This window comes from Rhodococcus sp. Eu-32 (genome assembly GCF_003336925.1).
GTDB lineage: Bacteria > Actinomycetota > Actinomycetes > Mycobacteriales > Mycobacteriaceae > Rhodococcoides > Rhodococcoides kyotonensis_B.
Genome location: NZ_QGNK01000002.1, coordinates 152,717 through 168,236, shown reverse-complemented (window position 1 = coordinate 168,236; position 15,520 = coordinate 152,717). Strand labels below are relative to the sequence as shown.

General features: G+C 65.7%; 10 protein-coding genes. 5 read left to right on the top strand and 5 right to left on the bottom strand.

Annotated features, from left to right (window positions below):
• The first annotated feature begins 222 nt into the window (after positions 1-222).
• Positions 223-1,692, top strand: coding sequence for a sugar transferase (locus tag DK926_RS04235; protein WP_114328951.1), 1,470 nt, complete (start codon positions 223-225; stop codon positions 1,690-1,692).
• 109 nt (positions 1,693-1,801) lie between these two features.
• A complete protein-coding gene (locus DK926_RS04230; protein WP_114328949.1) occupies positions 1,802-3,478 on the top strand; it encodes an Hsp70 family protein in 1,677 nt (558 codons plus the stop codon).
• A gap of 1 nt (position 3,479) precedes the next feature.
• On the opposite strand, the gene DK926_RS04225 is transcribed toward DK926_RS04230, so the two are convergent.
• Complete coding sequence (locus DK926_RS04225) at positions 3,480-4,010, bottom strand: Lrp/AsnC family transcriptional regulator (RefSeq protein WP_114328947.1); 531 nt, start codon at positions 4,008-4,010, stop codon at positions 3,480-3,482.
• Positions 4,011-4,108: 98 nt separating this feature from the next.
• On the opposite strand from DK926_RS04225, the gene ald reads away from it, so the two are divergent.
• Complete coding sequence (gene ald / locus DK926_RS04220; protein ID WP_114328945.1) at positions 4,109-5,167, top strand: alanine dehydrogenase; 1,059 nt, start codon at positions 4,109-4,111, stop codon at positions 5,165-5,167.
• A 43-nt stretch (positions 5,168-5,210) separates the two neighbouring features.
• Here ald and DK926_RS04215 read toward each other — a convergent pair whose 3' ends face one another.
• Together DK926_RS04215 and DK926_RS04210 are read right to left on the bottom strand one after the other, a co-directional pair.
• Positions 5,211-6,470, bottom strand: a complete 1,260-nt coding sequence (locus DK926_RS04215) for a YibE/F family protein (protein ID WP_114328942.1) — start codon at positions 6,468-6,470, stop codon at positions 5,211-5,213.
• Between the two features lie 256 nt (positions 6,471-6,726).
• Complete coding sequence (locus DK926_RS04210) at positions 6,727-8,004, bottom strand: pyridoxal phosphate-dependent aminotransferase (protein WP_240930875.1); 1,278 nt, start codon at positions 8,002-8,004, stop codon at positions 6,727-6,729.
• 58 nt (positions 8,005-8,062) lie between these two features.
• Here DK926_RS04210 and DK926_RS04205 point away from each other — a divergent pair, with 58 nt between their 5' ends.
• Entirely contained in the window at positions 8,063-8,770 is a 708-nt protein-coding gene (locus DK926_RS04205) for an SOS response-associated peptidase (RefSeq protein ID WP_114329362.1), read from the top strand.
• 11 nt (positions 8,771-8,781) lie between these two features.
• Positions 8,782-10,692: a prolyl oligopeptidase family serine peptidase gene (locus DK926_RS04200; protein WP_114328939.1), complete on the top strand. Its 1,911-nt coding sequence runs from the start codon at positions 8,782-8,784 to the stop codon at positions 10,690-10,692.
• Positions 10,693-10,796: 104 nt separating this feature from the next.
• On the opposite strand, the gene DK926_RS04195 is transcribed toward DK926_RS04200, so the two are convergent.
• Positions 10,797-11,738, bottom strand: coding sequence for a hypothetical protein (locus tag DK926_RS04195; RefSeq protein ID WP_114328936.1), 942 nt, complete (start codon positions 11,736-11,738; stop codon positions 10,797-10,799).
• 171 nt (positions 11,739-11,909) lie between these two features.
• Positions 11,910-15,308, bottom strand: coding sequence for a heterodisulfide reductase-related iron-sulfur binding cluster (locus DK926_RS04190; protein ID WP_114328933.1), 3,399 nt, complete (start codon positions 15,306-15,308; stop codon positions 11,910-11,912).
• Between the last annotated feature and the right edge of the window lie 212 nt (positions 15,309-15,520).

Here is a 15,520-nt window from a genome sequence, read left to right as displayed (position 1 = left end):
AAACCGCTGCAGAACCGAATTGAAGGGCAAAAACAAACTCGAAGTAGGATTTTCTGTTAGCCTGGCGATCGCACCGCTCGACGCGGTGCAGCGGCCGCGTCGGGGGCGGTCCGTTGCTCGTTGTGCCGGGAGATCAAGTCTCGTCGGGCGGCCCATGCCCACGCCGGCCGGCCACGAACGCGTCGACCGGTCATAGGGACGATCACGACGGAAGGCGACCACTTGACCAGCATCGACAGGGAGCTCCGAGCCCCGTCGGTTCCAGGAAGCCTCAGCGGCCAGTCCCGCGCAGAGTGGCAGAAGCGCTACTCGCACAGACTGGTCGTCAGTGACACGCTGGTCGTCGTTCTGTCCGTGACCTTCGCCCACTTCGGTCGCTTCGGCGCGGACACGGACTCCGGGTATCTGCCCGTCACCGTGGGCCTGATCGTCGCGTGGCTCATCGCCCTGGCCGCGTTTCGCAGCAGGTCTCCGCGCATCGTGGGTTCGGGTCCCGACGAGTACCGGCTCGTTCTGACCACGTCGTTCCGGTTGTTCGGGCTGCTCGCGATCGGAAGTCTGCTGTTTCAGATGGACGTCGCCCGGGGCTATCTCGCGATCGCGTTCCCGCTGGGCACCGTGGGTCTTCTCGTCACGCGTCGCGCGTGGCGTAAACGGCTCGCGCACGAGCGTGCACGGGGAATGTCGACGACGTCTCTTCTCGTGGTCGGGTCTCCCAGTGCTGCCACCGGCTTGATCCGGTCGCTCGAACGCGATCGGACGTCGGGATATCGCGTCCTCGGCTACTGCGCCCCCGACGCCGCCGGTGCGCCGGAATTCCTGACGGTGCAGGGTCGTTCGGTCCCGTTGCTCGGCAACGAGGACACGGTTCTCGACGCGGTGCGCTCATGCGGCGCGGACACCGTCGCAGTGACCGCCACCGAACATCTGGGGCCCGTCGGTATCCGCAAGCTGTTGTGGGCGCTCGAACCCCACGACATCGACCTCGTCGTGGCACCCGGTGTCATGGACATCTCGGGCTCGCGCCTCGTGATGCGCCCCGCCGCGGACATTCCGCTCATCACCGTCGAGAAGCCGCAGTACGACGGGGCGGCGAAGTTCACCAAGAACGCATTCGACGTGGTCTTCGCGCTCACCGCGCTCGTGGTCGCTGCGCCGGTGATGCTGGCCATCGCCGTCGCCGTCAAATGCACCAGCCCGGGTCCGGTCTTCCATCGATCCGAACGCATGGGCCTCGACGGCACACCGTTCGAGATGATCAAGTTCCGCAGCATGGTCGTCGACGCCGAAGCCCACCTCGAGGCGCTGCTCGGGCGGAACGACTCCGACGGCGGCGTCCTGTTCAAGATGAAGGACGACCCGCGCGTCACCCGCGTCGGGAAGATCATTCGACGCCTCAGCCTCGACGAGCTTCCGCAGTTCTTCAACGTGCTGAAACGCGACATGAGTGTGGTGGGCCCGAGGCCGCCGCTGCGCCGCGAGGTCGACGGCTACGACATCGACGTTCGACGACGCCTTCTGGTCAAGCCGGGTGTCACCGGATTGTGGCAGGTCAGCGGCCGGTCCGATCTGTCGTGGGAGGAATCGGTTCGGCTCGATCTGTCGTATGTCGAGAACTGGTCGATGAGCCAGGATCTGGTGATCATCGCCCGCACGGTTCGCGCTGTCACGAGACGCGAAGGAGCCTACTGACCAGGCGATCGATCAGGTGTAGTACACGACCCTCGGCCGTCCCAGGTAGCGTGTGACGCAATCGGGGCGATTCGAGCATGCCCCGCCGGACACGAACGAGGGTCTTTGCATGACTGTGTTGCTGGGGGTGTCCATGGGTGCCCACGCCGTACGTATGGCGCTGCCGCGTGGTGGTGCGGCCGTCGCGACACGCGTGGTTCCGTCGGACCCGCCGCAGCCGTTGTTCTTCAAGAACCAGGTCATCGACACCGTCGACGACGAAGTCGAGTACCTGGCCGCCGAGTCGATCAGCGCGGTCGCGGCGGAGTCGGAACCGTACCTGAGCACGGGCGTCGCCTATCGCGACGCGCGGCAGGCCGACACTCTGCATCGCGCGCTCGAGAACCAGCACCTGCAGAACTACTCCCTCATCCACGAGGTCGAGGCGGTCATCGAGTACCTCGTTGCGAGCGGTGAAGCAGCGGGGCACTCGACGGTCGCGCTGTACGACCTCGGGAGCTCCGGCCTGAACGTCAGCGTCGTCGACCTGAGGGCTCGCCGGGTCGTCGCGTCGAGTCGTAGCACCGAGTTCAGCGGCGACCTGTTCGACGACGTTCTCCGGGACAACCAGCTCGACAGGCTGGGTAAGCCGAGTGACGACGCCGACATCGATCTGTTCGAACGGCGATGCCGTGTCGCGAAGGAACGGTTGTCGAGCAACGATGCCGTGTGCCTGCCCGACGCGAGTGGAATGATCCTGCTCTCGCGTGACAGCTTCGAGTCGCTCATCGGCGACACCGTGGACAGGTCGATCGAGTTCGCGCGCGACGTGCTCATCAGCGCGCACGTGCCCATCGACGCCGTCGTGCTCATCGGTGGCGGTTCGCGTATTCCGCTCGTTCGCGAGCGCGTCGGACGATCGCTGGATCTGCCCGCGATCACCCCGAACGAGCCGGAGTCGGTCGCTGCCCGCGGCGCCGCGCTGTCGGCGAGGTCGACGGCCGCACCCGCCGTCGAACGGCCTCGGCCTCCCGCGCGTCCGATACCCGTGCGTGCTCCGCGTGAAGGCGCGCCGCAGCGATCTCCGCGGCCGACGGACGCGACACCCACCATTTCCATTGCGCGAGAAGATCTTCCGCGACTTCAGGAATCGATGCCCGTCACGCAGCAGGTGCCCGCAGTGCCCGCAGTGCCAGCTGTGTCCGGCGAACCGCCGACGGGTGGGGCTCCCGTGGCACCCGAGCCTGTGCCCGAGACGAGCTCGGCTCCCGCGAAGTCCGCGCATTTCGCGCTCTCCAACGTCTACTGGCTCGACGCCGACTTCGACGACTCCGACGGCGAGAACGACGAGGAACGCAAGCGTCGCCTCGTCCGTGGATGGTCGGTCGCGGGAGTCGCGGCCGCGGCCGTCGTCGCCGCAGGTGCGTTCCTGTTCACCCAGCAGAACGACGCTCCGGTGGTCCAGACGTCGGTGACGAACACGCAGACCGAAGCTCCGGCTGCGACGTCTGCCCCGGCCCCGACGACATCTGCCCCGGCTGCGACGTCGGAGGTTCCGGTCGTGCTTCCTCCGCCGCCGGCCCCGGCCCCCACGACGACCGTGGAGGAGCCAGCGCCTGCACCCGCGCCTCAGGTGGTTCCGGACACGTCGGACGCAGTCACCCAGCCAGCGCCGACGCAGGAGGCGCCGACTCAGCAGTCGCCGCAGCAACCGGCGCCTGCACCGGCTCCACCTGCACCGTTGATTCCGGGTCTGCCGGACTTCACGCTGCCGGTGCTACCGCCGCTGTTCCCGCCTGCTCCCTGAATCAGTCCGTGACGGGCGTGCGATGTCCGCGCGGCCGAATGTGTTCGAAGATCAGAATCGTCTCGGTCGCCGCGACGGCGGGGTGGGCACTGAGGTTGTCGACGACGAAATGTCGCAGTGCGACGGTGTCGACGGTCGCCACGTGGATGAGAAAGTCGTCGGCGCCTGCGATGAAGTAGATGTTCGATGTCTCCGGTAGGGCGGCGATCTGCTCGCCGAACTCGCTGATGCGTCGTCGGGCGTCGGCCTGTAGCCGCACCGAGATCATCGCCTGGATGCCTTGCCCGAGCGCGTCGGGATCGATTTCCGCGTGAAAGCCTCGGATGACGCCGCGTTCTACGAGTGACCGGACGCGGCCGAGTGCGGTGGACGGCGCGATACCGGCCGCGGCGGCGAGAGCATTGTTGGGCATGCGGGCGTCGCGGCGTAGTTCGTCGATGAGGATGTGGTCGATCGCGTCGAGCGGTGCGCGTCGAACATCGTTCGATCCCGGCGAGCCCGAACGTGCTGAATCCGAATTATCTGCCACCATATCGCCACTCTACAGAATTATGTTCACACCTGTTGTGGGTATTTCTTTCGATAATTCATAGTGGGGACATCCATCGGACCCCTGCTCTGGAGGCGGCAATGAAGATCGGAATTCCGCGCGAGATCAAGAACCACGAATACCGGGTGGCGGTCACTCCGGCAGGCGTGCACGAACTGATCTCGCATGGACACGACGTGGTCATCGAGTCCGAGGCGGGCGTGGGTTCGTCGTTCTCGGACACCGACTACAAGGCCGCGGGTGCGCAGATTCTCGTCGATGCGAACGACGTCTGGGCAGAGGCGGATCTGCTCGTCAAGGTCAAAGAACCTGTAGCAGAGGAGTATTCGCGATTGCGGGCGGATCAAGTGTTGTTCACGTACCTCCATCTCGCCGCGTCGAAAGCCTGTGCCGACGCGCTGTCGGCATCGGGGACGACGGCCATCGCGTACGAAACGGTCACCGCACCCGACGGGTCGCTACCTCTGTTGGCGCCGATGAGCGAGGTTGCCGGCCGTCTCGCGCCCCAGGTCGGGGCGTATCACATGATGGCCAGCGGCGGTGGGCGCGGCGTTCTGATGGGTGGTGTGCCGGGGGTCCGACCGGCAAACGTCGTCGTCATCGGCGCGGGCGTTGCGGGGCGAAATGCGGTCGCGATCGCGCACGGTATGCACGCCGACGTCACCGTCCTCGACCTGAACGTGAAGGCGCTGCGCGCGATCGACGACGCGTACCACGGGTCGGTGAAGACCGTCGTCTCCAATGTGCTCGAGCTCGAGCAGGCCGTACTCGGTGCGGACATGGTGATCGGTGCCGTGCTGGTGCCCGGGGCGAAGGCGCCGAAGTTGGTGTCGAACAGCCTCGTTCAGCGTATGAAGCCGGGTTCGGTACTCGTCGACATCGCTATCGACCAGGGCGGATGCTTCGAAGACTCGGTTCCGACGACGCATGACGACCCGACGTACCGCGTCCACGAATCGGTGTTCTACTGCGTTGCGAACATGCCGGGCGCGGTGCCGCACACCTCGACCTACGCGCTGACGAACGCGACGCTGCCGTACGTCGTCGCCCTGGCCGACAAGGGGTGGGAGGCCGCGACCGCCGCCGATCCCGGTTTGAGGGCGGGATTGATTGCGGCTGCGCCACCCATGCGCGGATAGTCGGCCTCTGGGCCAACTATCCACGCACGGCCGCGCAGCGGCACTATTTGGAATGCCGCCCGGACTTCTTCGTCGGAACGCCGCCGGGTCGCGCGAGAAGAGCCGCGATGGCCGTCGTGAGGGGTACGGACAGCGCGAGCGAGATGCCGCCCACCGAGGATCGGACGATCTCGATGGCCACGGCGTCACCCGTCAGCACATCCTGGATGGATCTGCCTGCAACCGAGAACAGCAGCAGCAGCGGCAGTGCGCCACCGGCATAGGCCAGCACGAGTGTGTACACCGTGCTCGCGATGTGGTCGCGGCCGACGCGCATCGCCGACGAGAAGATGTGGCGTCGCGTCGTCGTCGAATCGGCCCCGGCGATCTCGAACGCGGCCGACGCCTGGGTGATCGTGACGTCGTTGAGCACGCCGAGCGATCCGATGATGAAACCCGCGAGCAGCAGGCCGGTGATGCTGACGTGTTGGATGTAGGCCTGCACGTCGGTGTTCTGTTCCTCGGAGAGACCGGTCAGATGCGTCATGCGGATGGCGACGTAGGACAGAACGGCTGCGAGCGCCATCGACGTCAAGGTTCCGAGAAGAGCGGACGACGTCCGAAGATTCACTCCGTGCGCCAGATACAGCACGGCGTACAGAATGATCGACCCCGCGACGAGGGCGACCGGAATGGCAGGAGCGCCGTCGAGAAGCGCGGGCAGCATGAACACCACGAGCACGGCGAACGCGATGATCAGACCGATCAGTGCACGGAATCCACGCCACCGGGCGACGATGCAGATCACGACCGCGAAGACAGCGACGATCAATGCAAGTGGAAGGCCTCGCGAGAAGTCGTTGAACGAGTACTGCGTCGTACCGCTCGGGTCGGTCTGACGGACGAGCCGGATGCTCTCACCGGTGCGGAGATCGGGTTGCCCTGGCCCCGGGACGATTTCGAGCAGAGTCTTCGTGCCGGCGTTCGGCCCCGATTCGATGGCGACGATGCTGCGTTGACAGTCGTAGCCGGCGCTGACGGGCGGCGTCGGATTGCCGGTGAAGACGCGACCTGCCGATGCACTTCCGCACGCGCCGATGTCCTGCGAGACGACGGTCCCGGCCTCTGTGGTGACAGCGCCGCCGCCGGACGTCTGGAACGGAAGCGGGATGTCGACGTGCTGCTCGGACGGCCACAGCGCGATCGCACCCGCGACGACGGCGAGACCGATCGCGACGAGAAGTCCGACGACGATGCGGGCTGCGAGAGGGGTGAGAGGCGCCGGGGCGTCGGAATGCCCGTGTCCGTGACCGTGTGACTCCACAGGTGCAAGAGTAGGTGCCGGGATGAGGAGCGCGGTGGCGGGGAGCAGGGGGGGCGTCCCCCGCCACCTTCCTGATCGTCCCGGGGGGATGGGATACGACCAGTGCTCGGGCACACGAAGTGCCGCCCGCTAATCTACAGACTTCGCGTCGGTTTGGGGCCGATCGAGGTATGTTTTTTGCATCACTTTCAACCACTTCGATGGATTATCCACCGATTTTCGACGACGCGAACGCGCGACGAACTCGTTTTCGACGCTATTGCGTGTACGACGCGAGGAAGTTACCGAAGCGTTCGATGGCGACCGAGAGGTCCCGCGCCCACGGGAGCGTCACGATGCGAACGTGATCGTGGCCCGGCCAGTTGAACCCGGTGCCCTGCACGACGAGGATCTTCTCCTGCAGCAGCAGGTCCTGCACGAGCCGTTCGTCGTCGTGAATCTCGTGCACTTCGGGATCGAGACGCGGGAACGCGTACAGCGCGCCACGCGGCTTCACGCACGAGACGCCAGGAATCTCGTTGAGCTTCTCCCACGCCACGTCGCGCTGCTCGAGCAGGCGGCCGCCCGGAAGTATGAGGTCCTCGATGCTCTGGTGACCGCCGAGCGCAACCTGAATGGCGTGCTGTGCAGGCACGTTCGGGCACAGGCGTGTCGACGCCAACAGATCGATGCCCTCGATGAACCCGGCCGCGTGTTCCTTCGGCCCGGTGATCGCGAGCCATCCGGCTCGGTAACCCGCGACCCGATACGCCTTCGACAACCCGTTGTACGTCAGGCACAGCAGGTCGGGAGCGAGGCTCGCGAGCGAGGTGTGCTTGGCGTCGTCGTACAGGATTCGGTCGTAGATCTCGTCGGCGAGCAGAAGCAGCTGGTGGCGTCGTGCCAGGTCGACGATGCCCTGCAGCACCTCGGTCGAGTAGACCGCGCCCGTCGGGTTGTTCGGATTGATGACCAGCAGCGCCTTGGTGCGCGGGGTGATCTTCGATTCGATGTCGGCGAGGTCGGGGTTCCAGTCGTTGTCCTCGTCGCACAGGTAGTGCACGGCCTTGCCGCCGGACAGCGTCGTCATCGCCGTCCACAGCGGATAGTCGGGTGCCGGAATGAGCACCTCGTCCCCGTCGTCGAGCAGCGCCTGCATCGTCATCGTGATGAGCTCGGAGACGCCGTTGCCGAGGTAGACGTCGTCGACATCCAGCTCGGGAAATCCCGGCTCGAGCTCGTACCGGGTGACGATCGCACGACGGGCCGACAGGATGCCCTTGGACTCCGAATAGCCCTGCGCGTACGGCAGGGCAGCGATCATGTCGCGCATGATCACGTCGGGCGCCTCGAAACCGAACGGCGCAGGGTTGCCGATGTTGAGCTTGAGGATGCGATGTCCCTCGGCCTCCAGCCTCGCCGCGTGCGCGTGTACCGGACCCCGGATCTCGTAGAGAACGTTCTGCAGCTTGGTGGACTGCTGCAGCGGGCGGTGAATACGCGGCTGGTGGCTCTGGTGCGGATGGCTCACGACCCCATCGTGCCAGGTGTGCATTCTGCGCTGCCAGTCCACCTGGGTGCCGATGTCGGTGCTCGGTGCGACAATCGGTCGCATGTGCGGACGGTATGCCAGTACCCAGACAGACGGTGATCTGCGTGCGGTCTTCGACATCGCCGAGACGGTCGGCGACGAGCTTCCGCCGGCGTACAACGTCGCGCCCACGCAGACGGTGAGGACGGTTCTCGAGCGGGCACCCAAGGACGAACCCGAGGCCGACGCCGTCCGCCAACTCCGGTCGGTGCGGTGGGGCCTGATCCCGTCGTGGGCGAAGGACGCCAAGATCGGGAGCCGCCTGATCAACGCGAGGTCCGAGACGATCACCGAGAAGCCGTCGTTCAAGAAGGCGGCCGCCCGTCGCCGCTGCATCGTCCCCGCCGACGGCTACTACGAGTGGGAGAAGCGCGACGGCCAGAAGATCCCGTACTTCCTCCACGAGGAGGGGGTACTGGCAATGGCAGGCCTGTACGAGCTGTGGCGCGATCCGGCCAAACCCGAGGACGATCCCGATCGCTGGCTGTGGTCGGTGACGGTGTTGACGTCTCCTGCCGCGGACGCACTCGGACACATCCACGATCGGTCGCCCGTCATCGTCCCCGAGAACATGCGGTCCGATTGGCTGAATCCGGCCATCACCGATCTGAACTCGGTGCAGGAGATGCTCACGGCCATCCCGGAACCCAGGCTGGTCCCCTACGAGGTCAGCACGGCCGTCAACAGCGTCAGAAACAACAGTCCGGAATTGTTGACACCGGTCGGGTAATACTGGTCGTCGTGACTCGTACCGCGCTGCCCTTCGGATCCTGGCCGTCTCCCATTTCCGCGACCGACCTGTCGGCCAGCGGACATCCGGTGGAGAGCGGGCGCTTCGTCGACGACCAGATCTGGTGGTCGGAGATGCGTCCCACCGAGAACGGTCGCACGACCATCTGTCGCTACACCGAGGGCCGCGTCGAGTCGCTGCTCTCCGAGCCGTTCAACGCGCGCACTCGTGTGCACGAGTACGGCGGCGGCGCGTGGGCCGCCACCGACGACGGCCGAATCGTCTTCTCGGAGTTCTCCGATCAGCGCGTCTACCTCGCCGTGCCTGGCGAGACGCCGGTCCCGTTGACCGACAAGCCGGACATCGCGGCGTCGGTCAGGTTCGCCGAACTGTCGGTCGTCGGCGACGAGGTCTTCGCGGTACGTGAGACCCACGAGGGCGACGAGATCCGCCGAGACATCTGCGCAATCGCACTGAACGGTACAGGAATTCGATCGATCGTCTCCGGCTCCGACTTTCTGGCGTACCCGCGTCTGTCGCCCGACGGCACCAAGCTCGCCTGGATTGCGTGGAACCATCCGCAGATGCCCTGGGACGGAACGGAATTACGCGTCGCGGATCTGGCGACCGGGACCTGGGAGACCGTGCTCGGTGGCACCGAGGAATCGGTGCTGCAGCCGGAGTGGATCGACGAGACGTCGCTGTACGTCGTCTGCGACCGCACCGGATGGTGGAACCTCTACACGGTCGCGCTCGGCGGCGACGTCACGCCGTTGTACCCGGCCGAGGCGGACTTCGGCGCGCCGCTGTGGCAACTCGGTGCGCGCTGGTACTCGATTCTCGACGACGGAACGCTGCTCACCGTCCGCACTGTCGGCACCGAGACGCTCGGCGTTCTCGATCCCGCCACCGGCGCGATGGACGACATCGACCTCGGGCCACTGACGTCGGTGTCGCTGGGTGGCCGTCGCGGTTCGCTCGTACTGCTCAAAGCCGGTGGCGCACAGAGCCCGGGCGGTCTGCGGCAACTCGACCTGTCCACGCGAGAGGTCACCGACATTCGGTCGAGCATCGAAACGATTCCCGACGCCGAGTACCTCCCGCAGGGGGAAGCCAGAACCTTCCAGGGCCCCGAGCGCGAAGTGCATGCCATCGTCTACGCCCCGCGCAACCCCGAGTACGAGGGACTGGACGGGGAGTTGCCGCCGTACGTCGCCTTCGTGCACGGTGGCCCGACAGCGCACGTCGCGCCCGCGCTCAACCCGGTCTTCGCCTACTTCACCAGCCGCGGAATCGGAGTCATCGACGTCAACTACGGCGGGTCGAGTGGGTACGGCCGCGAGTACCGCAACCGGCTCCGTGGACAGTGGGGGATCGTCGACGTCGAGGACACCGTCGCGGCGGTTCGAGGTCTTGCCGACGCGGGCCTCGCCGATCCTGCACGATTGGCCATCGAAGGCGGTTCCGCCGGCGGGTGGACGGTATTGGCGGCGTTGACGTCGTCGGACGTATTCGCTTGTGGTGCTTCGTACTACGGCGTTGCAGAACTGGAACTGTTCGTCGCCGAGACGCACGACTTCGAATGCCGGTACATCGACGGGCTGATCGGTCCGCTGCCCGAGGCGATCGACCTGTACCGGACTCGGGCGCCGGTCAACAACGTCGACGGTTTGTCGTGCCCGGTGCTGCTGCTGCAGGGGCTGTCGGACCCGATCGTGCCACCGTCACAGGCCGAGCGTTTCCGTGACGCGATGGTACGCAAGGGAATTCCGCACGCGTACCTCGCGTACGAGGGGGAGTCGCACGGTTTCCGCAAGCTCGAAACACAGGTGAACGCACGCGAATCCGAGTTGTCGTTCTACGGCCAGGTGCTCGGATTCACCCCGCCGGGAATTCCCGAACTCGAGCTGTGGAGGCCGTGATCGGGGGAGGTCGGGAGCTGCGGGGTAGCTAGCACCGCTGTTGTCGAGCTCGCCTCTCTGCTCGGACGCTATTCGGCATGCCGGCTCTGCAAGAGAGGTGCCAGCTATCGACCGATCGTCAGCGTCGGCGGCGGGGACTTCCTCGCGCGGTCTGCGGCGGCGCGAATGCTGCGTGCGATCCGCTCGGGGTGCTGCAGGTCGTCGTACGTCAGGCGCACCACCTGTGCACCGCCCGAACGGATTCGGTCCTCGCGTCGCTTCTCCTTCCATGCGACGTCGGACGGTGTCTGCCCCTCGGGCACGAGTCGGCCGTACTTGATGCGGCCGTCGAACTCGACGACGGTGAAGATGTCGTCGAGGTAGAAGTCGACCCGAGCGAATTCTCCGTCCGCGTCGGCAAGACCTACCTGAAGTCTTGGGGCGTAACCCAACTCGTGCAGCACGATGCGGCAGAGCGATTCGCCGCCACTCTCGGCCCTACCATCCATGAAATTCGCTACCCGACGCGCTTTCCTGTTGTCGGGATGGGTCGGGCATGCATCGAGCACTGCGAGAACCTGGTCCCGCGTGAGCTTCTTTCTGCGTGCCGCGAGATCTGCAAGGCAGACCGCGTTCTCGAAGGTCAAGGACCGGCCGATGTCCGCGATCGTGCGGGCAAGCGTCGTGACTCGTACACCGTCGACAAGCGTGACTTCGGATGGAGAGTACGCCGCCGCGTGCACGATGCGTAGCTTGCTCTTCCGGCTACCGCCGATTCGGTTGCGGGTGAGGTGAACTCGTCGAAGATCGGATGCTTGGACGTCGAGACCGTGGAACACCGCAGCACTGACGTGGCTGACGACTGTATCGTCTGCGGTCGCCGAATTGTACACAGCTTCCGCGACGACCCTGTGCTTCTCCGTCGCGGACAGCGAGTCGAATTCGCTTCGGCTGACGAACTTTCCGGGGCGGAGCCGACGCCACGCTTTGGTGCGGCAGTACCGCTGCAGTTCGGCGTCGGAAAATCCGCGGGCAAGGGCGTCGGATCGGGAGACGATGCGAGTCATGAGCGAATAGTGGCGTCGGATCCGGCGTCGAACAAGACCGATTCGAGAATTGTGGACAAAGTATGTGCCTGTGGATAACTCGGCGATCGCGGACCAAGCACCCCCGTTCACGACTTCGCCCCCGGGCTCTGACGCGAGCGCGGGGGCGAAGTCGGTGAAAAAGGTGCCAGGTTACTTCCGTCGACCGGGTGCCTTCGCTCCGGCACGGAAACCGAGCCCACCGGGCTTCGCCGCCGGGGGAGCAGGAGCATCCCCGTTCGACGTCTCGGCAGGTGCTTCCTGCGTCGTCTCGGTTGCCGTCGACTCCGGCGCGTTCCTCTCCTGAGCCGGGGTGGTCGGCTCGGATTCGGCAGGTACCTCCGCGTCCTGGGTCGGCTGGGTCGGCGCAGCCGGTTCCGCGGCAGGCTCGGCAGGTGCCGGGGCTGCTGCAGGCTTACCGGGTGCCTTGGCGCCTGGCTTCTTGTACCCCGACTTCACAGCGAGACCCTTGGCCTTGACGGTCGGCTTCGACTCCTGAACCGGTGCCGACGTCTCCGACGTCGTTGCCTCGGGTGCAGATGTGTCCGGTGCGCTCGCCTCGGTAGACACATCCGCCGGAGCTTCCGATGTGGCCTCGGCAGAAGCCGGTGGTTCTGCCGAGGGCGCAGGCGCTGCGGCGGGCTTGCCGGGTGCCTTGGCGCCTGGCTTCTTGAAGCCGGACTTCACGGCGAGACCCTTGGCCTTGACCGTCGGCATCGACTCGGACGCAGGCGCTGCCGGCGTATCGGTCGACTCGGCCGGAGCGTCTGCGGGCGCATCGACTGTCTCGGCCTTCGGCGCCGCAGTTGCCGCAGGCTTGCCGGGTGCCTTGGCGCCCGGCTTCTTGAAGCCCGACTTCACGGCGAGACCCTTGGGCTTGACGGTCGGCTTCGTCTCCGTCGCTTCGGCAGGTGCCTCCGACGTCGCGTCGGCGGTCGACTCCGCTGCTGCGGGCTCGGCAGGCTTCGGTGCCGCAGACTTCGCGCCCGGTGCCTTGCCCTTGACCTGAAGACCCTTGCCGCCGGGAGCCTTCGCGCCGCCGGCAAGACCGAGACCCTTGGGCTTCGACGCGTCGGCGGCAGTGTCACCGTCGGCGTTCTCGGACTTCGCTCCTGGTGCCTTCGCCCCGGGCGCCTTGGCTCCCGGCGCCTTCGCGAGGCCCTTCATCTTCAGGCCGCCTGCCGCCTTGGCGGGCTGTGCCTTCTCGGTGGCTTCCTCGGGATCGACACCCTCGGCAGCGACCTCGACCTCCTCGACGCGGCCCTTCTCCTCGACCTCCGCGATCTTCTCGGACTCGAGCTTCTCTTCCGGGGTGAGCTCGCGGGGAACGACCTTGACGTTCTCGCTGAGGACCGACGAGTCGACGCGGGTGATCGACTCGAGCATCAGCTGCGCGACGTCGACGACCTCGACGCCTTCGTGTGCGCCGCCTTCCTGACGTGCCGTGACACCGTCGGTGAGCATGACGCGGCAGAACGGGCAGCCCGTGGCGATCTTCTTGGGGTTGGTCTCGAGCGCCTCGTCGACCCGGTCGATGTTGATGCGCTTGCCGATGTTCTCTTCCATCCACATGCGGGCACCACCGGCACCACAGCACATGGACCGCTCACCGTGACGCGGCATCTCCTTCAGGTTGGAGCCGGACGCGGCCATCAGCTCGCGGGGAGCGTCGTACACCTTGTTGTGACGGCCCAGGTAGCACGGGTCGTGGTAAGTGATGTCCTGGCTGACCGAGGCGACCGGGATGAGCTTCTTCTGCCGCACGAGACGGTTCAGGAGCTGCGTGTGGTGAACCACCTCGTAGTCGCCGCCGACCTGCGGGTACTCGTTGCCGAGAGCGTTGAAGCAGTGCGCACAGGTGACGACGATCTTCCGCTTCTCCCGTGAGACGCCGTCGAACACGGTGTTGAGCGTTTCGATGTTCTGCATCGCGAGCTGCTGGAACAGGAACTCGTTGCCGGCGCGGCGAGCCGAGTCACCGGTGCAGGTCTCGTCGGCGCCGAGCACCATGAACTTCACGCCCGCGGTCGCGAGCAGTTCGGCGACGGCCTTCGTGGTCTTCTTCGCGCGGTCCTCGTAGGCGCCGGCGCAGCCGACCCAGAAGAGGTACTCGTAGTCCTGGAACGAGTCGGCGTCCTGTCCGAAGACCGGGATGTCGAAGTCCATCTCGTTGATCCAGTTGAGACGGTCCTTCGAGTTCTGGCCCCAGGGGTTGCCCTTGTTCTCCAAGTTCTTGAACAGGCCGGCCAGCTCGGTCGGGAACTCCGACTCGATGAGGACCTGGTAACGACGCATGTCGATGATGTGGTCGACGTGTTCGATGTCCACCGGGCACTGCTCGACGCAGGCGCCACACGTGGTGCAGCTCCACAGAACTTCGGGATCGATGATGCCGCCCTCGACTGCGTCGGCGACGAGCTTGCGATCGGCTTCGTCGCGCGCAGCCTGCGGGATCCGGTCGAGCTTCGTCTGATCCGGGTTGCCGTCGGCGTCGACGAGACCCACCTCGTCACCGCTGAGATCCTTCTTGCCGCCGGCGAGGAGGTACGGCGCCTTGGCGTGGCTGTGGTCGCGCAGCGACATGATGAGCAGCTTCGGAGACAGCGGCTTGCCGGTGTTCCACGCGGGGCACTGCGACTGGCAGCGGCCGCATTCGGTGCAGGTGGTGAAGTCGAGCCAGCCCTTCCAGCTGAAGTCCTCGATCTTGCCCGCGCCGAACGCGTCGACGTCGGGGTCGGCTTCCTCCATCTCGAGGACCTTGCCGCCGGACATCATCGGCTTGGCCGGGCCGAGAGCCACGGTGCCGTCGTCCATGCGCTTGAAGTAGATGTTGGGGAACGCCGTGAAGCGGTGCCACGCGACACCCCAGTTGATGCGAGTCCCGACGATGTAGAGCCAGATCATGCCGGACATCAGTTTGATGAACGCGAAGATCGACACCATGGTGGGGCTGGCGGGCAGCAACTTCGCGAGGTTCATCGTGAAGAAATCGGTCCACGCATTGGCGTGACCGTAGGTGGCGATCTTGCCTGCCTTCACGAAGATCATGCCGAGACCCTCGATGAGGACGACGGCTTCGACGAAGTAAGCGGCCTGGAAGCGCGACCCGGCGAAGCGCGATTGACGCTCGGGCTTACGTGGGTGGTTCAGCTGACGAATGATGATCAACGTTGTGATACCGATGACCGTGCCGAGGCCCAGGATCTCGTCCAGGAAGTGGTAGACCGCCGTGTTGCCCACGAGTGGCCAGTGGAACTCGGGGTTGAACGTCTGGCCGTAGGCCTCGAACCACACGACCGCGCCCAGCATGAAGCCGATCATGACGAGCCAGTGCGCCCAACCGACGGTCCGGAACTTGACCATCTTGGTGTGAGCGAGGAACTCGACGACCATCTGCTTGAAGCGAGGGACGATCGGGCGCCAACGGTCCGGAGCAGGTTGGCCGAGTCGGACGATGTTGAACATCCGCAGTGCGCCGCGAATGAACGCGTACCAACACACGAGACTCAACAGCGCACCGACCGTGCCCAACGTGATCGTCAGGGCGTTCATGTAAGCGGCCTTTCGTTCAGCGGTAGCGGGGCTGCGCTACCTCGGGTCAGCCCGATCAGCCTAAGCGTAGTCAAGTTACTCATCGGTAACAACTTCGGTACTACCGGTGAGTAACTTCGCACGCCCCATGGGAGCAATGCAGGTGGTTCGTCGGATCGGCCTACGTCGCGGTGGGCTGAACCGGTCGGTAGGAAACGTCCGAAAGCTCACGT

What these genes read in the sequence shown, in the direction of transcription:
- DK926_RS04230 (WP_114328949.1), top strand. Translation starts at nt 1,802, where the DNA reads ATGACTGTGTTGCTGGGGGTGTCCATGGGTGCCCACGCCGTACGTATG.
- DK926_RS04225 (WP_114328947.1), bottom strand. Translation starts at nt 4,010, where the DNA reads ATGGTGGCAGATAATTCGGATTCAGCACGTTCGGGCTCGCCGGGATCG.
- ald (WP_114328945.1), top strand. Translation starts at nt 4,109, where the DNA reads ATGAAGATCGGAATTCCGCGCGAGATCAAGAACCACGAATACCGGGTG.
- DK926_RS04210 (WP_240930875.1), bottom strand. Translation starts at nt 8,004, where the DNA reads ATGCACACCTGGCACGATGGGGTCGTGAGCCATCCGCACCAGAGCCAC.
- DK926_RS04205 (WP_114329362.1), top strand. Translation starts at nt 8,063, where the DNA reads ATGTGCGGACGGTATGCCAGTACCCAGACAGACGGTGATCTGCGTGCG.
- DK926_RS04195 (WP_114328936.1), bottom strand. Translation starts at nt 11,738, where the DNA reads ATGACTCGCATCGTCTCCCGATCCGACGCCCTTGCCCGCGGATTTTCC.
- DK926_RS04190 (WP_114328933.1), bottom strand. Translation starts at nt 15,308, where the DNA reads ATGAACGCCCTGACGATCACGTTGGGCACGGTCGGTGCGCTGTTGAGT.